General features: G+C 70.9%; 23 protein-coding genes and 1 tRNA gene. 5 read left to right on the top strand and 19 right to left on the bottom strand.

Annotation, left to right across the window (positions count from 1 at the left end; genetic code table 11):
• Positions 1–2: 2 nt before the first annotated feature.
• Entirely contained in the window at positions 3–932 is a 930-nt protein-coding gene (locus tag AMYNI_RS0119620; RefSeq protein ID WP_020669744.1) for a helix-turn-helix domain-containing protein, read from the top strand.
• A gap of 53 nt (positions 933–985) precedes the next feature.
• Here AMYNI_RS0119620 and folK read toward each other — a convergent pair whose 3' ends face one another.
• The 13 genes from folK to dacB all read right to left on the bottom strand — a co-directional run bounded on the left by folK (position 986) and on the right by dacB (position 14,313).
• Positions 986–1,486: a 2-amino-4-hydroxy-6-hydroxymethyldihydropteridine diphosphokinase gene (folK, locus tag AMYNI_RS0119615; RefSeq protein WP_020669743.1), complete on the bottom strand. Its 501-nt coding sequence runs from the start codon at positions 1,484–1,486 to the stop codon at positions 986–988.
• Positions 1,483–1,857 carry a dihydroneopterin aldolase gene (gene folB / locus AMYNI_RS0119610; protein ID WP_020669742.1) on the bottom strand — a complete coding sequence of 125 codons (375 nt, stop codon included), beginning with the start codon at positions 1,855–1,857 and terminating at the stop codon, positions 1,483–1,485. The genes folK and folB overlap by 4 nt, the downstream gene beginning before the upstream one ends.
• Complete coding sequence (gene folP / locus AMYNI_RS0119605) at positions 1,854–2,666, bottom strand: dihydropteroate synthase (RefSeq protein WP_020669741.1); 813 nt, start codon at positions 2,664–2,666, stop codon at positions 1,854–1,856. The genes folB and folP overlap by 4 nt, the downstream gene beginning before the upstream one ends.
• Before the next feature lie 35 nt (positions 2,667–2,701).
• A complete protein-coding gene (gene folE, locus AMYNI_RS0119600; RefSeq protein ID WP_020669740.1) occupies positions 2,702–3,310 on the bottom strand; it encodes a GTP cyclohydrolase I FolE in 609 nt (202 codons plus the stop codon).
• Entirely contained in the window at positions 3,294–5,717 is a 2,424-nt protein-coding gene (gene ftsH, locus AMYNI_RS0119595) for an ATP-dependent zinc metalloprotease FtsH (protein ID WP_020669739.1), read from the bottom strand. The genes folE and ftsH overlap by 17 nt, the downstream gene beginning before the upstream one ends.
• Positions 5,718–5,918: 201 nt before the next feature.
• Positions 5,919–6,752: an ESX secretion-associated protein EspG gene (locus AMYNI_RS0119590; protein ID WP_020669738.1), complete on the bottom strand. Its 834-nt coding sequence runs from the start codon at positions 6,750–6,752 to the stop codon at positions 5,919–5,921.
• A 74-nt stretch (positions 6,753–6,826) separates the two neighbouring features.
• Positions 6,827–7,624 carry an ESX secretion-associated protein EspG gene (locus tag AMYNI_RS0119585; protein WP_020669737.1) on the bottom strand — a complete coding sequence of 266 codons (798 nt, stop codon included), beginning with the start codon at positions 7,622–7,624 and terminating at the stop codon, positions 6,827–6,829.
• A 78-nt stretch (positions 7,625–7,702) separates the two neighbouring features.
• Positions 7,703–9,085 (bottom strand): hypothetical protein, encoded by a 1,383-nt coding sequence (locus AMYNI_RS0119580; protein WP_020669736.1) that lies wholly within the window; start codon positions 9,083–9,085, stop codon positions 7,703–7,705.
• A 20-nt stretch (positions 9,086–9,105) separates the two neighbouring features.
• The gene (locus tag AMYNI_RS0119575; RefSeq protein ID WP_020669735.1) at positions 9,106–9,474 is read right to left on the bottom strand and encodes a hypothetical protein; all 369 of its coding nucleotides are present in this window, start codon (positions 9,472–9,474) and stop codon (positions 9,106–9,108) included.
• A 168-nt stretch (positions 9,475–9,642) separates the two neighbouring features.
• The gene (gene hpt / locus AMYNI_RS0119570; protein WP_020669734.1) at positions 9,643–10,197 is read right to left on the bottom strand and encodes a hypoxanthine phosphoribosyltransferase; all 555 of its coding nucleotides are present in this window, start codon (positions 10,195–10,197) and stop codon (positions 9,643–9,645) included.
• 3 nt (positions 10,198–10,200) lie between these two features.
• On the bottom strand, positions 10,201–11,208 hold the full coding sequence (gene tilS / locus AMYNI_RS0119565) for a tRNA lysidine(34) synthetase TilS (protein WP_020669733.1): 1,008 nt from the start codon (positions 11,206–11,208) through the stop codon (positions 10,201–10,203).
• Positions 11,205–12,281: a zinc-dependent metalloprotease gene (locus AMYNI_RS0119560; protein WP_020669732.1), complete on the bottom strand. Its 1,077-nt coding sequence runs from the start codon at positions 12,279–12,281 to the stop codon at positions 11,205–11,207. Before AMYNI_RS0119560 ends, tilS begins: the two co-directional genes overlap by 4 nt.
• A 43-nt stretch (positions 12,282–12,324) precedes the next feature.
• On the bottom strand, positions 12,325–14,313 hold the full coding sequence (gene dacB, locus AMYNI_RS0119555) for a D-alanyl-D-alanine carboxypeptidase/D-alanyl-D-alanine endopeptidase (protein ID WP_020669731.1): 1,989 nt from the start codon (positions 14,311–14,313) through the stop codon (positions 12,325–12,327).
• A gap of 182 nt (positions 14,314–14,495) precedes the next feature.
• Between dacB and AMYNI_RS0119550 the strand changes: the two genes are divergently transcribed.
• Positions 14,496–15,011 carry an inorganic diphosphatase gene (locus AMYNI_RS0119550; RefSeq protein ID WP_020669730.1) on the top strand — a complete coding sequence of 172 codons (516 nt, stop codon included), beginning with the start codon at positions 14,496–14,498 and terminating at the stop codon, positions 15,009–15,011.
• A 77-nt stretch (positions 15,012–15,088) separates the two neighbouring features.
• Here the strand turns inward: AMYNI_RS0119550 and AMYNI_RS0119545 are convergent, their stop codons facing one another.
• From AMYNI_RS0119545 to AMYNI_RS0119525, 5 genes are all read right to left on the bottom strand, one after another.
• On the bottom strand, positions 15,089–16,357 hold the full coding sequence (locus AMYNI_RS0119545) for a serine hydroxymethyltransferase (protein WP_020669729.1): 1,269 nt from the start codon (positions 16,355–16,357) through the stop codon (positions 15,089–15,091).
• 209 nt (positions 16,358–16,566) lie between these two features.
• Positions 16,567–17,091 (bottom strand): gamma carbonic anhydrase family protein, encoded by a 525-nt coding sequence (locus AMYNI_RS0119540; RefSeq protein WP_026360663.1) that lies wholly within the window; start codon positions 17,089–17,091, stop codon positions 16,567–16,569.
• Between the two features lie 93 nt (positions 17,092–17,184).
• Positions 17,185–18,447: a M14 family metallopeptidase gene (locus tag AMYNI_RS0119535; protein WP_026360662.1), complete on the bottom strand. Its 1,263-nt coding sequence runs from the start codon at positions 18,445–18,447 to the stop codon at positions 17,185–17,187.
• A 108-nt stretch (positions 18,448–18,555) separates the two neighbouring features.
• Positions 18,556–19,131 (bottom strand): TetR/AcrR family transcriptional regulator, encoded by a 576-nt coding sequence (locus AMYNI_RS0119530; RefSeq protein ID WP_040405822.1) that lies wholly within the window; start codon positions 19,129–19,131, stop codon positions 18,556–18,558.
• 10 nt (positions 19,132–19,141) lie between these two features.
• Positions 19,142–20,314 (bottom strand): FAD-dependent monooxygenase, encoded by a 1,173-nt coding sequence (locus AMYNI_RS0119525; protein ID WP_020669725.1) that lies wholly within the window; start codon positions 20,312–20,314, stop codon positions 19,142–19,144.
• 120 nt (positions 20,315–20,434) lie between these two features.
• Between AMYNI_RS0119525 and AMYNI_RS0119520 the strand changes: the two genes are divergently transcribed.
• Positions 20,435–20,896 carry a GreA/GreB family elongation factor gene (locus tag AMYNI_RS0119520; RefSeq protein WP_020669724.1) on the top strand — a complete coding sequence of 154 codons (462 nt, stop codon included), beginning with the start codon at positions 20,435–20,437 and terminating at the stop codon, positions 20,894–20,896.
• 86 nt (positions 20,897–20,982) lie between these two features.
• Positions 20,983–21,369 (top strand): VOC family protein, encoded by a 387-nt coding sequence (locus AMYNI_RS0119515; protein WP_020669723.1) that lies wholly within the window; start codon positions 20,983–20,985, stop codon positions 21,367–21,369.
• A 67-nt stretch (positions 21,370–21,436) separates the two neighbouring features.
• Here AMYNI_RS0119515 and AMYNI_RS0119510 read toward each other — a convergent pair.
• Positions 21,437–21,510 (bottom strand) — tRNA-Thr (locus AMYNI_RS0119510).
• Positions 21,511–21,660: 150 nt separating this feature from the next.
• On the opposite strand from AMYNI_RS0119510, the gene AMYNI_RS0119505 reads away from it, so the two are divergent.
• On the top strand, positions 21,661–23,334 hold the full coding sequence (locus AMYNI_RS0119505; protein WP_020669722.1) for a hypothetical protein: 1,674 nt from the start codon (positions 21,661–21,663) through the stop codon (positions 23,332–23,334).
• Positions 23,335–23,342 lie beyond the last annotated feature (8 nt).

Raw genomic sequence — 23,342 nt, 5'->3', positions numbered from 1 at the left:
CTGTGGGTAGCGAAACCACCTTCACCATCGGAGAACTGGCCCGCCGAACCGGCTTGCCGGTGAAGACGATCCGGTTCTATTCCGACGAAGGGCTGCTGCCGCCCACCGCCCGCACGCCGGCCGGCTACCGACTGTACGACGCCAGGGCACTTGCCAGGCTGGAGCTGGTGAAAACCCTGCGTGAGCTGGGCATCGGCCTCACCGAAGTGGCGCAGGCGCTGAGCCGGGAGACCAGCGTGCCACGGCTCGCGGCCCGGCACGTCGCCGCGCTGGACGAGCAGATCCGGCGGCTCCGGCTGCGCCGGGCGGTGCTGCGCGCGGTCGCGAAACGGGAGTCCGAACTGGAGGAAGTGAAACTGATGAACAAGCTGGCTTCGATGTCCGACGACGAGCGAGCACGCCTGGTGGACGAGTTCTGGGATGAGATGGTCGCCGGGCTGGAGGTGGATTCCGAGTTCTACCGCCATATGCGTTCGGCGAAACCGCGGCTGCCGGATGATCCGTCGCCGGAACAGCTCGAGGCGTGGATCGAATTCGCTGAATTGGTCCAGGACGACGATTTCCGGGCGCTCATCCGGCGGATGAGTGTGGACCATTCGGCGGCGGTGGAGGCGGGCGAAAGCATGAAGGTGTCAGCAGCCCAACAGTCGTCCTGGATCGACTGGACCACCCGCGCACAGGCGGCGATGGACGCGGGAGAGACTCCGGACTCGGCGACGGGCCGGGCGCTCGCCGACGAGGTCGCACTGGCGTCGGGGCCCGCGTCCGGCGACGGCCCGGAGTTCCGCGCCGAGCTGGCCGACCGGCTGGCGATCGGCGGCGACGCCAGGGCCGAGCGCTACTGGCAGCTGCTCGCGATCATGAACGACTGGCCACCGGTGCCGACCCGCCAGCCCGCCATGGAGTGGCTCATCTCCGCCCTCCGCGCCTGACGATCAGTCCGTGAAGGGCACCTTGCCTACGTTGAAGGTAGGCAAGGTGCCCTTCACGGACTTTGGAGCGAGAGGTCGGGGCGGGGGTGGACGCCGGCGCGGTCGGCGGCGGGGAGGGCGGCGAGCAGCTCGCGGACGGGGCCGTGGTCGGGCAGCTCGGCGTCCGGCTCGATCTCCAGCCAGGGAATGAGCACGGTCGCGCGGTCCGGGGTGCCGGGATGCGGCAAAAGCAGCTCCGGGTCCGCCGACCGCACCTCATCCACGACCACCACGTCCACGTCCAGGGTGCGCGGGCCCCAATGCCGCTCGCGCACCCGCCCGGCCAGCCGCTCCAGCTCCTGTGCGGTGCGCAGCCAAGCCCAGTGGTCGCGCCCAGGATCGCGCACCAGGCAGACCGCGTTCAGGAAGTCCGGCTGGTCCGTCACACCCCACGGTTCCGTTTCGTAGACCCCGGAGACCGCGACCAGCACGTCCCGCAGACCGTCCACCGCCAGCTTCAGGAAGCCGTGCCGGTCGCCGAGGTTCGAACCGAGCGAGAGCACCGCGGTGCTCATCCCGTCCTGCCCCGGCGGGAACGGCGGATGGTGACCGCCACGTCGTCGAAGGTCAGCGGGATCGGCGCGGACGGCTTGTGGATGGTGACCTCGGCGGCGTGCAGCCGCCGGTCGGTCATCATCTCGTCGGCGATCCGGCCAGCCACGCTCTCGATCAGGTCGTAGGGCTCACCGGCCACGATGCCGGCGGCCAGTTGCGCGAGCTCGCCGTAGTGCAGCGTCTTGGTCAGGTCGTCGGTGGCCGCCGCCTGGTCCAGGTCCAGCCAGGCGGTGATGTCCACCAGGAACTCCTGGCCGTCCCGCTTCTCGTGCTCGAAAACCCCGTGCCTGCCGAAGACCCGCAGGCCGGTCAGGGTGATGCGATCGGTCAACTGACCCCTCCGGCTCGACCACGGATCCAGGCGGCCGCGACGGCCACCGCGTCCAGCGACGCACCCACCTCGTGCACCCGCACCCCCCAGGCACCGGCCGCAGCAGCCAGCGCGGAGATCGCGGCGGTGGCGACCTCCCGCCCGTCCGGCGGTCGCGGCTCGCCGTCCGCACCGGCCAGCAGCCTGCCGAGGAAACGTTTGCGCGACGCCCCGACCAGCACCGGGAAACCCAGTGACAGCAAGGAGTCCAGCCCGTGCAGCAGGGCCCAGTCGTGTTCCGCGCGCTTGGCGAAACCGAGCCCGGGGTCCAGCAGGATCGCCTCCGCGGCGACCCCGGCCGCCATCGCGGCGTCCACCCTGGCGGCCAGCTCCGCCCGCACCTCGGCGACCACGTCGGTGTAGCTGGCGAGCTTGTTCATGTCCTTGCTGTGCCCGCGCCAGTGCATCAGCACCCAGGGCACCCCGGCGTCCGCGGCCACTCCGGCCATGTCCGGGTCGGCCAGCCCGCCGGACACGTCGTTGATCACCTGCGCCCCGGCGTCCAGCGCGGCCGCCGCCACCTTGGCCCTGGTGGTGTCCACCGAAAGCCGCAGGCCCTCGCCGGCCAGTTCGCGGACCACCGGCCGCACCCTGGCGATCTCGGTGTCCGCGTCCACCCTGGCCGCACCCGGCCGGGTCGACTCCCCGCCCACGTCCACGATGTCCGCGCCGCGAGCCCAGATCGCCCTGGCGTGCGCCAGCGCGTCGTCCACGCTGAAGTAACGGCCACCGTCGGAAAAGGAGTCCGGGGTGACGTTCAGCACGCCCATCACGACGCAGCGGCCTGGCGAGGGCAGCGCTGCGTTCACCGGCGCCCCTTGATCAGATCCAGCGCCTCCGCCCGCGAAGACGCCGAGGTCTGCAGCAGACCCCGGACCGCGGAGGTGGTGGTGCGGGCGCCCGGCTTCCGGATACCCCGCATCGCCATGCACAGGTGCTCGGCCTCGACCACCACGATCACCCCGCGCGGCTCCAGCTTGCGCTGCAAGGCGTTCGCCACCTGCGATGTGAGCCGCTCCTGCACCTGCGGCCGCTTCGCATACAGGTCGACCAGCCTGGCCAGCTTGGACAACCCGGTCACCTTGCCGTGCCCGTTCGGGATGTAGCCGACATGGGCAACCCCATGGAATGGCACCAAATGGTGTTCACAGGTCGAGTACATCGGGATGTCGGTGACGAGGATCAGTTCTTCGTGGCTCTCGTCGAAGGTCTTGTCCAGCACCGTGTCCGGGTCGTCGTAGAGCCCGGCGAACATTTCCCGGTACGCGCGGGCGACCCGGGCCGGGGTGTCCAGCAGGCCATCCCGGTCCGGGTCTTCACCACACGCGAGTAGTAGCTCGCGCACCGCCTTTTCGGCGCGATCCTGGTCGAACACCGGCCCGCCTACGCGGACCGGGTCATTGCCGACGCCCATCCTGGCCGTCTGGATCACGCCGGTCCTCCGGCGGCTGCCCGCCGGGGCGCGGGCCCTCGCCGGAACCGGGTGCCGGGTCGGCGAACCAACCCTGGTCACCAGTGGGCTGCTGCTGTTCGGCAGGGCGCCACGGCTGGTTCGGCCTGCCGCCAGGGGACGTGGCCGGGGTCCAGCCGGGAGGGGCACCGTAGTTCGGCGGCCCGCCCTGGCCCTTGCCGCCCGGCGAGTTGCCGGGGGGCTGACCGTAGGGCTGGGGCCAGTGGCCGGTGCCGTTCGGTCCGCCGTTGGGCCGCCCGCCGTTCGGGTAGCCGCCGGGAGGCGGCGGCGCGTACGGGTTCGACGGCTCCGGGCTGTTGCGCGGCGGAGGGCCGCCGGGCAGGTCGCCGCCGCCGGGAGCGGTACCGACCGGGGTCGGTGCCGGCTGCAGCACGGTCTGCTTCTCCTCGCCCGGCGGGGGCCACGGCTCGCCGCGTTCCATCGCCAGTTCGCGCGGGGTCTTGATCGGCGGCTTGTCCGAAGGCGTCCGCTCACCGAACTCGTTGAACACGGTGATGTGCGGGCGCTTCTCCACCGACGCGAAGATCCGCTCCAGGTCCTTGCGCTGCAAGGTCTCCTTCTGCAGCAGCTCGACGACCAGCTCATCGAGCACGTCGCGGTAGGTGTTGAGCACCTCCCACGCCTCGGTGTGCGCGGTCTCGATCAGCTTCCGGACCTCTTCGTCGATCTCGTGCGCGATCTCGTGCGAGTAGTCGGCCTGCCGCCCGGCGGACCGGCCGAGGAACGGGTCGCCCTGTTCCTGGCCGTACTTCACCGCGCCGAGCCGCGCGCTCATGCCGTACTCGGTGACCATCGCCCTGGCGATCTTGGTCGCCTGCTCGATGTCGCCGGACGCACCGGTGGTTGGCTCGTGGAAGACGAGCTCCTCCGCGGTCCGCCCGCCCATCGCGAAGACCAGCCGCCCGATCATCTCGGTGCGGGTCATCAGGTCCTTGTCGTCCTCCGGCACGAGCAGGGCGTGCCCGCCGGTCCGGCCGCGCGGCAGGATGGTCAGCTTGTAGACCGGCTCGATGTCCGGCATCGCCCACGCGGCGAGGGCGTGCCCGCCCTCGTGGTAGGCGGTGATCTTCTTCTCCTTCTCGGAGATGATCCGGCTCTTGCGCGCCGGACCGCCCACCACGCGGTCGACCGACTCCTCCAGCGCCGCGTCGGTGATCACGTGCCCGTTCTGCCTCGCGGTCAGCAACGCGGCCTCGTTCAGCACGTTCGCCAGGTCCGCACCGGACATCCCGACGGTGCGCTTGGCCAGCCCGTTCAGGTCGGTGCCCTGCGCGATCGGCTTGCCCTTGGCGTGCACCTCGAGGATCCGCTTGCGGCCGCGCATGTCCGGCGCGGACACCGGGATCTGCCGGTCGAACCGGCCGGGGCGCAGCAGCGCCGGGTCCAGGATGTCCGGCCGGTTCGTCGCGGCGATCAGGATGATCCCGCCGCGCGCGTCGAACCCGTCCATCTCGACCAGCAGCTGGTTCAGGGTCTGCTCGCGCTCGTCGTGCCCGCCGCCGAGGCCGGCCCCGCGCTGACGGCCGACCGCGTCGATCTCGTCCACGAAGATGATGCACGGCGCGTTCTGCTTGGCCTGCTCGAACAGGTCGCGCACCCGGGAGGCGCCGACACCGACGAACATCTCCACGAAGTCGGAACCGGAGATCGTGTAGAACGGCACCGCGGCCTCACCGGCCACCGCGCGGGCGAGCAGCGTCTTACCGGTACCGGGCGGCCCGTACAGCAGCACGCCCTTCGGGATCTTCGCGCCGAGCGCCTGGTAGCGCGCCGGGTTCTGCAGGAAGTCCTTGATCTCGTACAGCTCTTCGACGGCCTCGTCCGCGCCGGCCACGTCCTCGAAGGTGGTCTTCGGCATGTCCTTGTTCAGCTGCTTGGCCTTGGACTTGCCGAAGTTCAGTACCCGGTTGCCGCCGCCCTGCGAGTTGTTCATCATCCACATCAGCAGGAGCAGCAGGATGCCCAGCGGAATGATGAACACCAGCATCTGGGTCAGCCAGCTCTGCTGGGTGACGGTGGTGGTGAACTTCAGCGAGGTGTTGCCGTTCTTGGCGTTCAGCAGCGCGTTGTAGATCTCGTCCGAAGCGTTCGCCGGGAACTGCGTGAGGATCTGGTCGACCTGCTGGCCGTCCACGTCGATCTTGTTCGTGAGCTGCAGCTTGAGCTGCTGCTCCTTGTCCTCGAAGTTGGCTTCCTTGACGTTGCCCGAGGTCACCTGCTGAATCGCCTGCGACGTAGGTGCCTGGGTGAAGCCGCGGTCACTGTCGAAGATGGTGCTGAACGCGAAGTAGAGCAGCAACACCGCGGCGAGCCACAGCAATGGGTTCTTGAGCAGGCGCTTCCGGTCCATACGACTCGGCCGTGGTGGCCTCGGCCCTCCCTGGTTAGGCGGTAGATGTGACATCCGCCGTCACGGTGTTGACAACTAGCGGCGTCCGGGGACACCCGTACTCACCAGGATACCGCCCGGCTGAACCAGGCACCTGCGCGAGCCTCCCGCAGGTCAACGGACATCGGCACGCCGATGTTCCCACTGGGGCGATCGACCCGGCTAGCGGCGCTCCTCCGCCACCCCGCGGAGCATCTCACCCAGCCGCATGCGCAGTGTTTTGGGGTCGGCGGGTGAGATGGTCACCCACTCCCGGCCGTCCGTGCCCGCCCGGGAAAGGCTGAGGTAGCGGCCGGTCGCGGTGTCGAACCAGGCGAGCACCGGCGAGCGCTGGCGGCTACCGAGGGTGGCGCTGCGGCTGTTCGCTGCGAGCTGACCGCCGCGCAGCCGCGGCTGGCCGGAAAGCTGGGCGTACGCCTGGCGCGGATCCGTCTCCCGCTCGCTCAGCGGGGTGCGCGCCCGCTCCCGGCGCTTCTTCGCGTCCTCGGCGTCCGGCTGCTGACCCGCCGCGGACACGGCCACCCGGATCGGCGCGGTGCGCAGCGCCTCCTCCAGCGGCAGCGTGATGGACGCCTCGGTGCCGCGCTTGCCCGGTGGCAGCAGGTCCACCACGGCGGACGCGAGTCCTTCGGCGAAGGCTGGCCGGATCCAGATCCCGTTCGCGTCCTGGATGGCGACCACGCCGTTCTTGCCGTCGGAGGCGGCCAGGATGCCGATCGGCGGGGCCTGGTAGTCCGGGATGTGCAGGGCGTCGATGCTGGTCGTGGGCCTGGCCAGGGTGACGAGCCAGTCCTCGACCTGCGGTTCGAGCCGGCCGTGCTCGTCGCGGATGCCCCTGGCCTGCAGTTCGATGTTGACCCGCTGCCGCAGGGCGATGCGCTCGTCCTCGGTGGCGCCGTGCGAGCGGACGTTCAGCGGGTACGGGATCTCCCCGATACCCATCGCCTCCCAGAGGAAGTCGAACGCGACCGGCGTGAAGAACTCCTGCGTGCCCACGGTTCCCTCCCAGAGCGGCGTACCGAACCCGTTGCCCGAATCACCTCGGCTACCGAAGAGTAGCGGACCGGATTTCAGTGCGCGCCCGCCGCCGAGTCCGCGACCCTGGTCAGCATCTCGCCGAGCCTGCTGCGCAGGGTGGCCACGTCCGCCGGGGCGATGGTGATCCAGTCGCTGCCGTCACGGCCGCGGGTGGCCTGCGTGAAGTAGCGGCCGGAGTCGGTGTCGAACCAGCTCAGCACCGGCCCGCGGGACCGGCCGCCGACCCGGCTGCGGGCGTTCGCGCCGATCTGCCCGCCGCGCAGCCGCGGCTGGGCGTGCAGCTTGGCCAGCGCCTTGCGGTCGTCGTCCGTGCTCGCCCTGCCGTCCGGCTGGGCCGGGCCGCGTCGCTGCATGAAGTCCACCCCGGAACCGGAGAGCAGCTGCTCCAGCGGCACCGTGATGGACTTGTCCGTGCCGCGCGGCGCCGCGGGCAGCAGCGAGACGACCGCGCTGGCAAGGCCGTCCGCCGGCATCGGCTGCAGGTGGAACCCGCGCTCGTCCTTGACCGCCAGCACCGCACGGGTACCGAGCGCGGCGGCCACCGCCAGCAGCGGCGCGCCGTTCGGGGTGTTGATGTGCATGCTGTCCAGGCTCAGGTCCGGGGCGCCGAGGATCTCGAAGAACTCCTCGACATGCGGCTCCGGCCGTCCCCGCTCGTCCACCAGGCCGCGCCGAGCCAGCTCGGCCATCGCCCGCTGCCGCAGGACGGCGCGCTCGTCCATGGTCAGGCCATGGGAGCGCACCTCCAGCGGATAGGGCAGGTCACCCGATCCCGCGGACTCCCAGAGGAAGTCGAGCTCCAGCGGAGTGAGCAGCTCCGCCTTCGCCACTTACCTGCCCCGCTCTCGGACGGCCGACAACTTCGTAGCCGGCACGACCCGCGCCGGACCAAGCACTGGGCTCACGTGTCAGCGGTCCTCGTCGTCGTTCCAGGCGCCGATGACCGGCGGCGGGGTGGCCTCGTTGGCACCGAAGGCGTCGTCCGGGTCCGGCTCGATCAGGAAGGAGGCGTGCGTGTGCTCCTCTTCCTGCTGCTGGGAACCGGCGGCACCGCCCATGCCACCCATCCCGCCCATGCCGGTGGGCGGCGGCGCCGCGCCGGCGCCACCGATGGTGCCGGCCGGCGAGACGACACCCGGCTGCTGCGGGGTGGCCGAGGCCGCGCTGTTGCCTGGCTGGTTGTCCGCGGTGGCCGAGGTTTCGTTGCTGTTCTGCTTGGTGCTGCCGCTGCGGTTGCCCGCGTTCAGCGTCTTGCCGGCCGCGAAACCCATACCGGCACCGACCGCGCCGAGCCCGAGCTGGGCGCCGACACCGCCACCGGCGGACGAACCGGCCGAGGCGGGCGTGTGCGGCACCGCCGAACCGACGGCGCCACCGGCACCGGCGTGCGCCGCCGCACCGGGCTGGTTGCCCTGGTAGCCGGCCTGGGTGGTCTGCGAGTTGAACTGGTCGCTGCCGGTGAAGCCGAGGCCGTGCGCGCCAGGGCCGCCGATGCCGACCGCGGCGGCGTTGACCGCCTGCGGGCCGTTCACGCCGCCGACCCCGACACCGCCGGTGCTGTGGTGCGAGCTGGTGGCGGGCAGGCCGAGCGACTCCGGGCCGAAGCTCGGCGTGGTGCCGTCCACCTCGGACATCGACTGGGTGTAGGCGTTCAGGTAGGCCACCTGCTGCGCCATCACTTCCTTGGCGGCGTCGAACTGGGCCTTCTGGTCCGCGATCATCGCGGCCGGGCCACCGGCCAGCGCGGCGGTCATCGCCTGCGCGGGGTCGTAGTCGTTCGGCGCGGGCAGCTTCTTCACCTCGGCCGCCGCGGCGGCCTGCTGGGCCAGCCGGTTGGCCATGGTCTTGGCGGCTTCGGAAGCCTGCGAGGTGGAGTTGGCGATCGCGACCAGGGTGCCCTGCGCGGCGCCGGCGCCCTGCCCGACCCAGACCGAGCCGAGCTCGGAGATCGCGTTGTACAGGTCGTTGGCGGCCTGGTGCAGGTCCTTGCCGTGGCCGTTCCAGGACTGGCCGATGCCCTCCGCGGTGGCCGGCACGTTGTTCTCGGTGGCCAGCCGGTACAGGGTGGTGGTGTCCGGCTGCGCGGCCCAGTTCGGCGGGCTGCCGATCGCGCGGTCGGCGCCCATCTCGAAGCCGTCCTGGCGGTTGCGGGCCGCTTCGACGATGCCGACGCTGTCCCCGTTGTCCAGCTGGACCGAGGTGCCGCCGGGGGCGGAGGCACTGACAGCAGGGGCGCCCGAGGCACCGTAGCCGCCGTCGCCCGAGTAAGAGTCGCTGCTGTGGTTAGCCATGATTCCGTTTTCCCCCGGCCTCATCCACGCCCGGACAGCGCGTCGCTGCTGTCCTGGTCGATCTGCTTGTAGTAACCCATGGCCGCGACGATCGCCTGCTCGGCCTGGTCGTACTGGTTGAAGAGGTTGCGCAGGGCCTGGGTGTAGGAGTCACCGCCGCCCTCCGCCCGGTTCGCCACCTTCGCCGCGATCGCGTTCCCGACCGGGTTGTCGCCGAGCTTGGGCGTCTCGGCCAGCGAGCCGGCGTTGCGGATCAGGCTCTCCACCGCGTCCTTGCCGAGCCGGACCTTCTGCAGCACCGTCTGCGCGGAGTCCGGGTCGATGCCCAGCTGGCCGTTGACCGCCGCGTTCCGGAACGCGCTGGCGTCCGCCAAGCTGTTGTTGCCCATCAGTACTCTCTCCTGCCCCAAGCTCGACACCGCGTCTGCTACGCGGCGCTCCCCTTCGCATAGGTTAACGCACTCAGTTCGCCCCTATGACGCGTTCTCGGCGGTTAGGGTTCCGGATTCCCGGCGGGTCGCGCAACGGGTTCCACGGATTTGGTAGCGACCTCGTGATCAGGACGAATAGACCTTGGGGTCGAGGGTGCCGATGTAGGGCAGGTCCCGGTAGCGCTCGGCGAAGTCGAGCCCGTAACCGACCACGAACTCGTTCGGAATGTCGAACCCGATGTATTTGACCGGTACGTCCACCTTGACCGCTTCCGGCTTGCGCAGCAGCGAGCAGACCTCCAGCGACGCGGGGTTGCGGCTGGCCAGGTTCTTCAGCAGCCAGGAGAGGGTGAGCCCGGAGTCCACGATGTCCTCGACGATCAGCACCTGACGGCCGGCGATGTCCCGGTCGAGGTCCTTGAGGATGCGCACCACCCCGGAGGAAGAGGTGGCCGAACCGTAGGAGGACACCGCCATGAACTCCAGCTGCGCCGGCATCGGCAGGGCGCGGGCGAAGTCGGTCATGAACATGACCGCGCCCTTGAGCACTCCGACCAGCAACAGGTCCGACTCGCTCCCGTTCCCGGGATAGTCGGCCGCGACCTGCTCGGCCAGTTCGGCGATCTTGTCGTTGATCTGCTGCTCGGTGATGAGCACGGAGGCGATCTCGCCCTCGTACACTGGTCAGTCCCCTTTTGTGGTGGGTTCGGACGCTTGCTCTGTCCAATCGGGATCGATGAGGTGCAGCCTGCCATGCGCCCGTCGCACCACCAAGTTGCCGGGCAGCCACACTCCGCCCTGACCTCGCCACGCTCCGATCAGGGCGTCCACCGAGCGCAGGTGCGCGTCGGTCAGTTCGCGCACGCCGCGGTCCAGCAACCAGCGCCGGAGCACCCGGCGGCGCAGCGCGGCCGGTCGGTCGGCGAGCACGGCCACTTCGATCTCGGCGCCGATCCCGGCCGCCAGTTCACCCGCGAGTGTGTCCAACGCCTCGTTGTCCTCGCGCAGCTGCGCGGCGGTCCTGGCCAGCGCCGCGGCGACCCCGCCGTTGAGCACGTCCTCCAGCAGCGGCAACACTTCCCCGCGCAGCCGGACCCTGGTGAACCTGGGATCGGCGTTGTGCGGGTCCTGCCACGGGGTCACCCCGAGCGCCGCGCAGGCGTCCGCGGTCACCGACCTCGGCAGGTCCAGCAGCGGCCTCGCCCACGGCGGGTCGAGCGGGCGCATCCCGGCCATCGACCGCGGGCCGGAACCGCGGCCGAGGCCGAGCAGCACGGTCTCGGCCTGGTCGTCGCGGGTGTGCCCGAGCAGCATCAGCGCGCCGTCGGCGGGCAGTGCCGCCCGCAGCACCTGGTAGCGGGCCTTGCGCGCGGCCGCTTCCGGGCCACCGGCTCCGCGCACGTCCGCGGTGCGCACCTCGGCCTTGTCCACGCCGAGCCGACGAGCGGTGGCCGCGGCCGTTTCGGCCACCGCCGCCGAACCCGGCTGCAGGCCGTGGTCCACCACCACCGCGCGCACCCGCAAACCCCGCTGACGGCCCGCGTACGCACAGGCCTCGGCGAGGGCGAGCGAGTCGGCGCCACCGGAAACCGCCACGCAGAGCTCGCCGCACTCGAGCTGGTCGGCATGTGCGACGAGGAAGTCCCGCACGGCCCGCCGCACCATGGCGACCGCCGGAGCCGGGCCGTTCACCCCTTGTGGACCCGGCGCACCCAGGAGTCCGGCTCTTCGATCTCGGCCCTGGTCGGCAACGTGTTCGGCGAGGTCCACACCGCGTTGAACCCGGCCATGCCGACCTGGTCGATCACCTGCCGGGTGAAGGCGGCGCCCTTGGCGTACTGGCGGACTTTCGCGTCCACCCCGAGCAGGCTGCGCAGGAAGCGGTCGAGCAGGCCGCCGCCCTTGCGCCGCTCGGTGAACCGGCCGCGGATCACGTCCACCGTGGGCACCACCGCCGGGCCGACCGCGTCCATCACGTAGTCCGCGTGCCCCTCCAGCAGGGTGGACAGCGCGAGCAGGCGCTCGAACACCGCGCGCTGCTGCGGCGACCGCAGCAGCTGCGCCAGTGCCGGGCCGGCATCGGCCGCTTTGCCCTTCCGCACCTGGCGCAGGGTCTCCGGCAGCCTGCCGAACAGCTCGCTCAGGCCATGGCCGTCGTCGTCCCCGTCCCCGGTCAGCCCGCTGACCAGCCGCTCCACCTCGTCCGCGAAGTAGTCGCGCAGCCAGGGCACCGCGGTGAACTGCAGCCGGTGGGTGCACTCGTGCAGGCAGACCCACAGCCGGAAGTCGCGGCCTGGCACGTCCAGCGCGCGCTGCGCGGTCACCACGTTCGGCGCGACCAGCAGCAGCGTGCCCTCCTTGCGCTCTCCGCCGAACGGGTCGTACTGGCCGAGCACCCTGGAGGCGAGGAAGGCCAGCACCAGCCCGGTCTGCACGCCGGCACCACCGGCCAGGATCGGGCCGAACGGACCGCCGGCCCCACCGGGCAGCGCCTTGCTGGTCAGCGTGTCCAGCCCGCCGGCCGCGGCCCGTACCCAGCCGGGCCGGTCCACCACCTCGCCGGGCAGCAGCGGCAGCCCGGCGCCGAGGCCGGTCAGCTCGCGCACGTGCGCTTCCGCGTCCACGGTCAGCTCGCGCAACTCGGCGACCGCCAGCTCGGCCTCCTCGCGCGGCACCGTGGGCCCGCCGCGCACCAGGAACGCGCCCGTCGAAGCGGCCATGGACCAGTCGACCACCGGGCGGGTGCCCTCACTCACCGCGTTCATGTCCCCGACGCTACCCGTGCCGGGGCCGGAAAACCGCCATGGCTCAGCGGCAGCCGCAGCCTCGCAGGGTCGCCGCGATCGCGTCGAGTCCCTTCCGCACCGCGTCCTTGTCCTGGGTCGAGCTGGACATCAGCGCGAAGACCAGCGGCCTGCCGTCGGTGTCCAGCACGATCCCGGCCAGTGTGTTGGCGCCGTCCAGGGTGCCGGTCTTGGCGCGCACCCAGCCCTTGCCCTTGGCGCCGGCGCCGTCGGTGTAGCGGCCGGACAGCGTGCCGCTGCCGCCGGCGACCGGCAGCCCCTCCAGCAGCGGCCGCAGCTTGGCGGTCCGCGGGTCCTTGCCCTCTGGCGCGGCCGCCACCGCGAGCAGCGCGCTCAGCACCCCGGCCGGCACCTTGTTCATAGTGGACAGTCCACTGTTGTCGAACAGCTGCGCGCCCGTCACGTCGAAACCGTTCTGCGCCAATACATCCAGCGTCGCCTTCGCCCCGCCGGCGAAGGACGCCTCGCCACCGGTCGCGATCGCGGTCTGCCTGGCGACGGCGTCCGCGAGCAGGTTGTCCGAGATGTCCAGCAGGCCGGTGGTCAGCTCGGTGAGCGGGGCGGACTTGACCTCGGCGAGCACCTTGGCGTCACCGGGCGCCCGCGCGCGGTTCGGCTGCGCGGTGGCGCCGAGCCGCTCCGCGAACTTCTGCGCGAGCACCCCGGAGGGGTCGCCGGTGCGCATGGACTTGTCGTCGTTCGGGTCGCTGCGGCCGCCGTCCAGCATGGCCGCGGTCACCGGCGCCATGAAGGTGGACGGCGCGTCGTCCGGCGCCCAGCCGGGCGCGGTGCGTTCCCCGGTGTACGCGCTCAGATCGAGCTGCACCTTGCTCACCGGCACGCCGGACGCCTTCACCTGCGCGACCAGGTCGTCCAGGTGGGCGGCGCCCGGATAGAGCGACTCCTTGCCCTCCGGCAACGAGGACAGCGTCGGGTCGCCGCCGCCGACCAGCACCACGGTGCCCGGCTCGGCGCCCTGGACCACCTTGGTGGAGAACTGGGTGCGGGGGTCCATGGCGAGCAGCGCCGCGGCCACCGTGAGCACCTTGGTGGTGGAGGCCGGGGTCAGCGGCTGCCCGGAACCGCGGTCCCAGAGCACGTCTCCGGTGGCCGGGTCGAGCACGCTGCCGGTGAGGGTGGCGAGCAGGGAGTTGCCGGCGGGCCCGGTCAGCGCGGCGGCGACCCCGTCCGCGGTGGGCGCCGGCGCCGAGGCGGACGGTCCGTGCAGCACCCTGGTGACCGCGACCGGCTGCGGCACCGCGCCCTTCGGCGCGTTCGGCGCCCACGGCAGCCCGAGCCGGTTGGACACGTACGGCAGCGCGAGCGCCACGCCGACCGCGATGACCAGCAACAACGCCAGTCCGCCGATCAGGAGACCGCGTTTCTTGCGCTTCGGCTGTTTCGGCTGTTTCGGCACAGCCGCGGGAGCCGGTGCGCTCTCGGCCGCGGGCGCGGGCCGGTCGGCGCCGGTGGTGGCCTCGGCCGGGTGCAGCTCGCCGGTCGGCTCGATGCGCATCGGCATGGCGTGCGGCGCGGCCGGGACCGGCGGCAGCATCGGCGGCTGCGGCGCACCGAGGTGCGACGGCCTCGGCGGCTGCGGCTGCGACGGTTGCTGCTGCGGTTGTTGTTGCTGAGGCGGTTGTTGTTGCGGCGGTGACTGCTGCGGCGGCCATTGCTGGTACTGCGGGTCCGGCTGCTGTTCCGGTTCCTGCCGGGGCCACTGCTGCTCCGGCTGGTGCTGGGGTGGCGGGGGCGTCCGGCGCACCGGCTGGACCTGGTCCACCGGCTGCCGCGCGGCGGCGGGCGGCCGGTGGTCCGGCGGAGGCGGAGCGGCGGGCCGGCGCGGCGGCTGGGACTGCGGCTTGGTCACCCAGACCGTCTGCGGCTCGAACATGGAGAACCCGGATACCGGCAGCTCAGCGGTCTTTCCGCCGCCCTCGGACCCGGTGTCCTCGTCGTCCGACGGCCACTGCGGCTCATCGTGCTCCGGCACGCACCCCTCCTCTTCGCTGGCGGCCAGCCCGCTCGCGTCAAGGGGCCAAGCTCACACGTCGTCAAGACGGCATCCGTGCGACTTCCCAGCCCCGCGTAGTCCACACTAGTGAGGACAAGTCAGCGAAACGGTGAGCCGCCCACGACGCGTGGCGTACCTGAAGACAGAGCAGCGAGGACGGCGTGGAGTTCGACGTCACGATCGAAATCCCCAAAGGGGAACGCAACAAGTACGAGGTGGACCACAAGACCGGGCGCATCAAGCTGGACCGCACCCTGTTCACCGCCACCCAGTACCCGGCCGACTACGGGTTCATCGACAACACCCTCGGCCAGGACGGCGATCCGCTCGACGTGCTGGTGCTCGTCCAGGAACCGACCTTCCCCGGCTGCCTGATCCGCTGCCGGGCGATCGGCATGTTCCGGATGACCGACGAGAAGGGCCCGGATGACAAGGTGCTCGCGGTGCCGTCGGACGACCCGCGGCTGGAGCACCTGCGCGACATCCACCACCTGAACGAGTTCCACAAGCTGGAGATCGAGCACTTCTTCCAGGTGTACAAGGACCTGGAGCCCGCCAAGAGCGTGGAGGGCTCCAACTGGGTCGGCCGCGGCGAGGCCGAGGCCGAGATCGCCCGTTCTTACGAGCGCGAAACCGACCGTCTCGAAAAAGAGGCCGTCACCCCCACCGAACACTGACCTTCAAGCCGAATCCGTGAAGGGCACCTTGCCTACCTTGAAGGTAGGCAAGGTGCCCTTCACGGCATTCAGCCGGGTTACGCGGAGTAGCCGGGGATGGGGTAGGCGGAGAGCAGCTCGCGGATCTCGGCAGCGATACCGGTGATGGTCGCTTCGTCGCCGGTGGCGGCCGCGGTGACGGTGCGGTCGATCCACTCGGCGATCTGCGGCTGGTGCTCCGGGGTCAGGCCGCGGGTGGTGATGGCCGAGGTGCCGAGCCGGATGCCGGACGGGTCGAACGGCTTGCGCGGGTCGAACGGCACCGTGTTGTAGTTCAGCTCGATCCCGGCGCGGTCCAGCGCCTGCGCGGCCGGCTTGCCGCCCACCTGCTTGCTGGTCAGGTCGACCAGCAGCAGGTGGTTGTCGGTGCCGCCGGACACCAGCTCGAAGCCGCGTTCGGAGAGCGCCTCGCCCAACGCCACGGCGTTCGCCACGATCGCGTGCGCGTACTCGCGGAACTCCGGCTTGGCCGCCTCGCCGAGCGCCACCGCGATCGCGGCCGTGGTGTGGTTGTGCGGGCCGCCCTGCAGGCCGGGGAACACCGCCTTGTCGATCGCCTTCGCGTGCTCCTCGTCGGAGAGGATCATCGCGCCGCGCGGGCCGCGCAGGGTCTTGTGCGTGGTCGTGGTGATCACCGGCGCGTGCCCGACCGGCGACGGATGCGCGCCACCGGCGATCAGCCCGGCGATGTGCGCGATGTCGGCAACCAGCACCGCGTCCACCTCGCGGGCGATCTCCGCGAACGCGGGGAAGTCGATGGTGCGCGGGATCGCGGTGCCACCGGCGAAGATCAGCTTCGGCCGGTGCTGCAAGGCCAGCTCGCGCACCTCGTCCAGGTCCACCCTGCCGGTCTCCTTGCGCACCCCGTAGCGCACCGGCTCGAACCACTTGCCGGTCGCGGACACGCTCCAGCCGTGCGTGAGGTGCCCGCCCGCGGGCAGCGCCATGCCGAGCACCTTGTCGCCCGGTTTGGCGAACGCCAGGTAGGCGGCCAGGTTGGCGGGCGAGCCGGAGTAGGGCTGCACGTTCGCGTGCGCGGCGCCGAACACCGACTTTGCCCGCTCCACGGCGAGGGTCTCCACCTGGTCGATCAGCTGCTGGCCCTCGTAGTAGCGCTTGCCGGCGTAGCCCTCGGAGTACTTGTTGGTGAGCACCGTGCCGGTCGCTTCGAGCACGGCCTGCGAAACGTAGTTCTCGGACGCGATGAGCCGGATCTTCTCGTGCTGGCGTTTCGCCTCGTCCTCGACCAGCCCGGCGACTTCCGGGTCGGCGGCGGCGAGGGTGGGAAGGGCTGGCTGGTGGGTCATGTCCGTCTCCTGACAGGCCTGAACAGGCCTCACCCAGGCGCGCGGTGCCGGCCTCGTCGTTCGCTTCCCGGTGGTGCTCCACCTCTAAGGCGCCAGTCGCTGTCTGCCACCCCAAGCCTAGTGCACCCCGGCCCTGTCCAGTTGATGCAGCGAAGGCCACCTTCGCTGCGTCCAGCGCAGGCAAGGTGGCCTTCGCTGCATCAGGACTGTCAGGGCTCGACGGGCTCGATGCCGGCGGCGTGGCGGTCGGCGAGCTGCTGGTAGATGGCCGCGTTGTGGTCCACCCAGAGCCGGGCCGAGTCGGTCAGCGGCACCTGCTTCTTGGCCGGGTTGCCCATCGCGATGGTCTCCGGCGGCACCACCGAGTTCGGCGTCACCGTGGCACCGGCGGCGACCAGCGCGCGGGCGCCGATCTGCGCCTGGTCCAGCACGGTGGACCCGTTGCCGACCAGCGCCTGTTCGCCGATCGTGCAGTCGTGCACCAGGCACAGGTGGCCGACGGTGGCGTTCTTGCCGACCTCGCAGACGGACTCGTTCACGTGGATCACCGAGTTGTCCTGGATGTTGGCGCCCTCGCGGATGATGATCCGGCCGAAGTCGGCACGGATCACGGCGCCGTACCAGATCGACGCGTTCTTCTCCACGATGACGTCGCCGATCAGGGTGGCGGTCGGGGCAATCCAGGCGTCCGGGTGCACGGTGGGGCTGGTGCCCTCGAAGGAAAACAGCGGCATGCCGTGCACTCTAAGCGCACAGTCCGTGAAGGGCCCCTTGCCTACCTTGAACGTAGGCAAGGGGCCCTTCACGGACTTGAGAGGAGTGCGGGGTTAGACGCCGACGGGGGCGCCGATGGCCGCGCCGACGAGCAGGTCGACCGCCCTGTCGTTACGGGTGGTCTCCCGGCCGATCACCTCGTCCGGAGGGTAGAAGCCGGGGTTCGAGCCCCGTGGGTACATCTCGAAGGTGTAGCTCAGGATCTTGTGGTTGAACCACATCCAGTCGTTCACCGAGCCGTCGGTGATGTAGAGGTCGCTGGACTGCTGCGGGGTGTAGTTGTTGGTGCCCGCCATCTGACGGCCGAGGTCGGCGAACCGCTTCTGCTCGGCGGCGGTCATGCCCGGCGCGGTGTCGTTGTAGGTGTAGCCGTAGGGCCACAGCACCAGTTCCGAGTAGGTGTGGAAGTCGATGTGCGCCTTGATCTGCTGCACGCCGCCGATCTTGCGGCCGTTGACCCAGTTGGACACCGCCCTGGTCTCCGGCGCGGAGAACGCGGACGGGCCGCGGTAGGTCTCGCTGGTCGGACTGCCGCTGGAGCCGCCGCAGCAGCCCCACTGGTAGCCCCAGTTCCGGTTCGGGTCCGTGCCCTGGCCCTGCCGGTTCTTGCGCCACATGTGGTAGCGGCCGCCGGAGATGTCGTACTCCGAGCCGTCCGGGTTCACGTTGGGCACCACGTAGATCTCGGTCGAGTCGACCATGTTCTTGATCGAGGCGTTGGTCGCGTAGCCGTCGGTGAAGCGCTGCACGATGTGCAGGCACATCTCGGTGGTCAGGTGCTCGCGGGCGTGCTGGTTGCAGGTGAACAGCACCTCGGGCTCGTTCTCGTCGGTACCCGCGTTGTCGCTGATCTTCAGCACGTTCAGCGCGCGGCCCTCATAGGAAGTGCCGACGCTGGACAGGGCGGTCAGGCCGGCGTGGTCGCGGGCCGCCTGCTGCAGCTCGGCGGTGGTCTCCGCGTAGGTGTGGTAACCCTCGTCGCCAGCCGGGAAGTCCGCGGCGGCCGCGCTCGGTCCCACCGGGCGCTGGAAGGAACCGCGTGACTCCACGGTGAATCCGAGTGAACGCAGGGTGGCGGCCTCGGCCGAGGTGGCGATCACCGTGGCCGACTTGTCATCGGCGGTCAGCACGTCCACCCCGGTGCCGGCGACCTTGGTCCGCAGCTGTGGCGAACCGGTGCCGAACACCTCGTAGACCTCCTGCACCGACTGTGCTTCGGGGGCAGGCGCGGCGGCGATCGCGGGACTCGCCGCGGCACCGGCCGCCAGCAGTGCGAACGCCGAAACCGCTGCCAGCAAGCAACGTCTTTTCCGCATCTTCGTCTCCTCGCAGGGGCCCGCCCCGGGGATGGGCGGGCGTCTACTCACCCTGGCCACGAAGGGGATGCGGAACAATCCGTAGCGCTACGGATCTAAAGGGGTTTTTTAGCCGTAGTCGGAAAGGCAGAGCGACTCGATCTCGGCCCGCAGGGTGGCGAACGGCCGGCGCCGCACGCGCTGCTGCACGATCGTGCCGAGCAGGTAGGAGAGCAGGGCCCTGGCCCGCGCCCTCGGGTCTTCCACGTCCACCGCGGCGAGCAGTTCGGTGAGCAGCCCGGTGACCGAGCGCAGCATCGCGTCGATGGCCTGCGGATGGTCCGCGCGGCTGGCCGCGATCCAGTACTCGAACCAGAGGAAGGCCGCCCCGGACCGGCCGGCGAACGCGTCGAGATAACCCTCCAGCACCGCGAACAGCCGGGCCTTCGGATCCTGGTGCCGCGCACCGAGCTCGCGCAGCCCGGTCAGGAAGGTGTTCACCTGCGCGGCCATCGCGCGGTCGATCAGCACGTCGATGTCGTCGAAGTAGTAGTGGATGGCGCTCTTGGTCAGCGGCCCGGCCTCCGCGATCGCCCGCGCCGTGCAGCCGGCCAGCCCGTCCCTGGCCAGCACCACCCTGGCCGCCTCGACGATCTGTTCCTGCTTCCACAGCTGGTTGGGCGAGAGCACGCGTTCGGGACACATGTCCTGAACTCTAGGACACTCGTCCTGTTTCACGCTGGACGTCGTACCCGTGGATCCAGGCGAACGCCTCGACGGGCTCCGCCAGCTCACTGTCACGAAGCCGCGCGGCGGGCCCGTCCGGCAGGTGCAGCGACGGCGAAGCCTGCCGGGAACAGTGCTGCACCATCCGGGTGCGGGCGCGGCGCAGCCGTTCGTAGCGCCGCAGCGCGATCCGGGGCTCCGCCGCGGCGAGGCAGTCGGCGAGCGCGACCGCGTCTTCGATGGTCTGGTTCGCGCCCTGCCCGTGGTGCGGCAGCATCGCGTGCGCCGCGTCGCCGAGCAGCGCCACGCCATCGCGCACCCAGTGCCGCAACGGCTCGTGCGCGAACAGGGCCCAGCGCTGATGCATCGTGCTACCGCCCACCAGCTCGGTCACCGCCGGATGCCAGCCCTCGAACGCGGCCACGTTCGCGCCCGGCTCGACGTCCACCACCCAGGCCGGTTCGTGCCAGCGGGACGGCCCCTCGACCACCGCGAGAAAGTTGACCTCGCCGCCGAGCCGGTAGTGCAGCAGATGCGCGCCGGGGCCCATCCAGAACTGGATCGCGTCCGGCTCCGGCAAGGCGGGCAACCGGTCGAGCGGGACCAGCCCGCGGAACGCACTGGTGCCCGAGTAGCGCGCGGTGTGCTCACCGCCGGTCAGCCACCGGCGCACGGTGGAATGCACCCCGTCCGCACCGACCAGCACGTCCGCCGTCGCGCTCGCACCGTCCGCGAACTCGAGGCGCAGTTCGCCGCCGGCCCGTTCGATCCCGGTCAGCTGATGGGCCATCCGGACCACCCCGTCGCCGACGGCGTCCAGCAGCAGCCGCTGAAACACCGCCCGGTGCACCCCGTACATCCGCGCGCCGAACTGCGCCACGTACTCCGCCGCGCCCCGGTACTCGGCGATCCGCCTGCCGTCCAGCCAGTTCCGGTAGACCAGCGCGGCCGGCATGGTGCCGTTGGCTTCGAGTCCCGCGCCGAGACCGAGCCGTTCGAGCAGCCGGGTGCCGTTCGCGGTGAGCCCGACCGCCGCACCCACTTCCTGCAGTTCCAGCGCCTGCTCGTAAACCTCCGCGGCGATTCCGTGCCGGCGCAACGCCAGCGCCAGTGTCAGGCCGCCGATCCCGGCCCCGACGATCGCCACCCTCGGCTCGGACATTCCGCCTCCCGCGCACCGACAGTCCCAGGAATGGGACGTTACTCACGATCCCGCGCGGGTGTTGATCACAACTGGCGTTGCGGCACCGCGCAGCGGAGAATCGGGCACCGGGAGGCTGCCATGGTGTCGAAGAAGTCCACCGGTTTGAGCGCCGAGGCGCGCCGGCAGCTCGAGCAGGAACTGGTCCAGCTACGAGAACAGCGGGTCACGAACGCGCCGCCACCCGGCGAGCAGCGCGGAGTGGGGGACAGCGCGGACCAGGCGGACCTGCTGGAGCGGGCGGAAGCCGCCGCATACCTGGACCGGCGGATCGCCGAAGTGACCGAACTGTTGACCTACGGCGACGAGACGGTGTCCTCGTTTCCGGACGGCACCGCGGTCACCCTGCGCTTCGAGGACGGCAGCGAGGACATCCTGCACGTGGTCGCGGTCATCGGCGAGGACACCGGCGCGGACGGCTTCACCATGGAAAGCCCGCTGGGCAAGGCACTCGAAGGGCACCAGCCGGGCGACACGATCACCTACCGGCCGCCGCGGGGACCGGTGACGGCCACCATCGTCGCCATCGAACCGCCGGACTGACCGCCCGTTCGCGGCCTTGACCTCTACCTGGCTCGAAGTTCTACCGTCAAGTGACGACGAACATTCGAGGGGAAGGCAGGGTTGTCATGACGGTCCAGCTAGACCACACGATCATCGCGTCCCGTGACCGGGAGGCGTCGGCGAGCTTCTACGCGCGGCTCTTCGGTTTCGCCGACCCGAAGCCCTACGGCCCATTCCTCACGCTCCAGACCGGCAACGGGGTGAACCTCGACTTCCTCGCCACGGACGGCGAGATCGCCTCGCAGCACTACGCGTTCCTGGTCAGTGAAAGCGAGTTCGACGAGATCTTCGGCCGGATCCGCGAACAGGGGCTGCAGTTCTGGGCCGACCCGCACCGGGAGCGGCCCGGCGAGATCAACACCAACGACGGCGGCAGGGGAACGTACTTCCACGACCCCAGCGGGCACGCCCTGGAGATCATCACCCGCACCTACGGCAGCGGCGGCGAATGACCTCCGCCCCGCCCGTGCGATGAAAAACATGAAAAAGAGGCCCCCGGTCCGGGGGCCTCTTTGCTTGAGCCGCCTGGGGGAATCGAACCCCCGACCTATTCATTACGAGTGAATCGCTCTGGCCGACTGAGCTAAGGCGGCGAAGAACGGGGCTTCGAGTTGCACCCCGTCCGACGGTGCTCAAGTGTAGCGGTTGCCTCCGGCGTCACTTCCCGGCCCCGCCGTCGTTAGGGTGCTATGACGTCGGTCTCAACGCCGAACCGACCCCGCTGCCCCAGGAGGACCCTGCACATGCGCGGACGTCTGCCACGCACGCTGGCTCTGCCGGTGACCGTCGCCGTGCTCGCGTTGTCGGCCGCCGGCCCCGCGCTGGCCCAGAGCACGACCATCCCGACCACCCCCATCCCCCAGCCGGGGCAACCGGGGCAGCCGCCGATCTCGGCGCCGCCGGCGGTGCAGCCGCTCGGCCACGCGGTCGCCGACGTTGGCACCGCGCTCGGGGTGCTGCGGCTGCTGCCGAACGCGGTGGAGACCCCGGCCATCCTGCCCGGCATGGGCGAGGTGCTGCCCAAGCAGTCCGCGCTGGAGGGCGGGGTCGGGCTGTCCAGCGCGCAGGCGAACTCCGAGTCCTACCTGAACTACGAGCGCTCGATCGCGCAGGCGTCGCCGTTCGGTCTCTCGGTGGCCGGCAACAGCCCGCAGGCGCCGGGCAGCCTGGCGCAGACCGCGCTGCCGGACAACGCGCAGCCGACCACCGGCGGGCTGAACGCCCCGCAGAACCCGCTGCTCAACCTCGGCCTGCTCAACGGCAGCGCGCACGCCCGTTGGAGCGAGACCCTCGGCCCCTGCGTGGACGGCGCGATCGCGGACGCGAGCACCTCGGTGGCCAACCTGTCCCTGCTGAACGTGATCCCGTCGCTGGGCAGCACCCCGATCGGCGCGCTGGCCCAGAACGGCGACCCGGTCGACGTGGAGAAGGGCCTCAACCCGAACGACCCGCTCGGCGCACTCGGCGGGCTGCTCTCCGGCGGCGGCCAGACCAGCAAGGACGGCCAGGGCGCGCTGCTGAACGTGCCGAACGCGCTCTCGTCCCGCTCGGTGGTCCGGCTGGTCGACCTGCCGGACTCGAAGAACAAGGCGGTCGAGACCACCTCCACCATGCAGGCGGTGAAGATCGACCTGCTCGGCGGGCTGTTCAGCATCTCGGTGGCCAGCCAGCCGACGCTGAAGGTCACCTCCACCGGTGACGAGAAGACCTCGAAGGTCGACTACACCGCGCCGGTGCTGCAGCTCAAGAGCGGCGACAAGGTGCTCTACACCCTGGACGCGGCCAACCCGACCGAGGACATCCCGATCGGGCTGCCGCTGACCGGCCTGCTCAACGCGCTCGGTGAAGGCAGCAAGGCGCTGAAGGACGTGCCGGTGGTCGGCGGGCTGGTCAGCATGGCCGACGGCGTCACCAAGCCGCTGAATAAGGCGGCCGAGGACTTCGTGCTCGACCTCGGCGTGCTGCGGCTGAGCATCGCCGGCCTGGACCAGAAGGGGCAGGCGATGACCGATCCCTTCAAGGGCTACCAGCTCGGCGCCTCGGCCAGGCTGTTCGACCTGCAGGTGCTGCCGACCACGAAGCTGAAGGAACTGCTGCCCGGCGACGCGGCCAAGAACCTGCCGTCCTCGCTGGCGCAGCTCTCCCTCGGTGAGCAGGTGGCCAGGGCCTACGCCCCGGAGGGTGGCGTCCAGTGCGGCACCACCAGCCCGCCGCCCGCACCGCCCGCCGGTGGGGAAGCGCCGCCCGCCGGGCCGAAGAACCTGGCCCAGACGAGCGCCGCGTACGCGGCAGTGCCGATGTTCTGGACCGGCACCGGCCTGCTGCTCGCCGGAGTGGTGCTGGTGGCCGCGCTGCCGGGGCGCCGCAAGACCGTGCCGGCCCGCCCGTTCAAGCCGTCACCCCGCCCGCGCTCCTAGGCTGCCAA

The sequence above is a fragment of the Amycolatopsis nigrescens CSC17Ta-90 genome (assembly GCF_000384315.1).
Taxonomy (GTDB): Bacteria; Actinomycetota; Actinomycetes; order Mycobacteriales; family Pseudonocardiaceae; genus Amycolatopsis; species Amycolatopsis nigrescens.
Note: the sequence above shows the minus strand (reverse complement) of the source record. Positions and strands in the feature narration are given on the sequence as shown.

Excerpts from the sequence above, each read along its gene's own strand:
- folE (WP_020669740.1), bottom strand. The coding sequence starts at position 3,310 with ATGGGCGTCGGCAATGACCCGGTCCGCGTAGGCGGGCCGGTGTTCGAC.
- folK (WP_020669743.1), bottom strand. The coding sequence starts at position 1,486 with ATGAGCACCGCGGTGCTCTCGCTCGGTTCGAACCTCGGCGACCGGCAC.
- AMYNI_RS0119515 (WP_020669723.1), top strand. The coding sequence starts at position 20,983 with ATGACGGTCCAGCTAGACCACACGATCATCGCGTCCCGTGACCGGGAG.
- AMYNI_RS0119520 (WP_020669724.1), top strand. The coding sequence starts at position 20,435 with ATGGTGTCGAAGAAGTCCACCGGTTTGAGCGCCGAGGCGCGCCGGCAG.
- AMYNI_RS0119545 (WP_020669729.1), bottom strand. The coding sequence starts at position 16,357 with ATGACCCACCAGCCAGCCCTTCCCACCCTCGCCGCCGCCGACCCGGAA.
- AMYNI_RS0119525 (WP_020669725.1), bottom strand. The coding sequence starts at position 20,314 with ATGTCCGAGCCGAGGGTGGCGATCGTCGGGGCCGGGATCGGCGGCCTG.
- AMYNI_RS0119575 (WP_020669735.1), bottom strand. The coding sequence starts at position 9,474 with ATGGGCAACAACAGCTTGGCGGACGCCAGCGCGTTCCGGAACGCGGCG.
- AMYNI_RS0119560 (WP_020669732.1), bottom strand. The coding sequence starts at position 12,281 with ATGAACGCGGTGAGTGAGGGCACCCGCCCGGTGGTCGACTGGTCCATG.
- AMYNI_RS0119540 (WP_026360663.1), bottom strand. The coding sequence starts at position 17,091 with ATGCCGCTGTTTTCCTTCGAGGGCACCAGCCCCACCGTGCACCCGGAC.
- AMYNI_RS0119505 (WP_020669722.1), top strand. The coding sequence starts at position 21,661 with ATGCGCGGACGTCTGCCACGCACGCTGGCTCTGCCGGTGACCGTCGCC.
- AMYNI_RS0119535 (WP_026360662.1), bottom strand. The coding sequence starts at position 18,447 with ATGCGGAAAAGACGTTGCTTGCTGGCAGCGGTTTCGGCGTTCGCACTG.
- AMYNI_RS0119580 (WP_020669736.1), bottom strand. The coding sequence starts at position 9,085 with ATGGCTAACCACAGCAGCGACTCTTACTCGGGCGACGGCGGCTACGGT.
- AMYNI_RS0119530 (WP_040405822.1), bottom strand. The coding sequence starts at position 19,131 with ATGTGTCCCGAACGCGTGCTCTCGCCCAACCAGCTGTGGAAGCAGGAA.
- folP (WP_020669741.1), bottom strand. The coding sequence starts at position 2,666 with ATGGGCGTGCTGAACGTCACCCCGGACTCCTTTTCCGACGGTGGCCGT.
- ftsH (WP_020669739.1), bottom strand. The coding sequence starts at position 5,717 with ATGGACCGGAAGCGCCTGCTCAAGAACCCATTGCTGTGGCTCGCCGCG.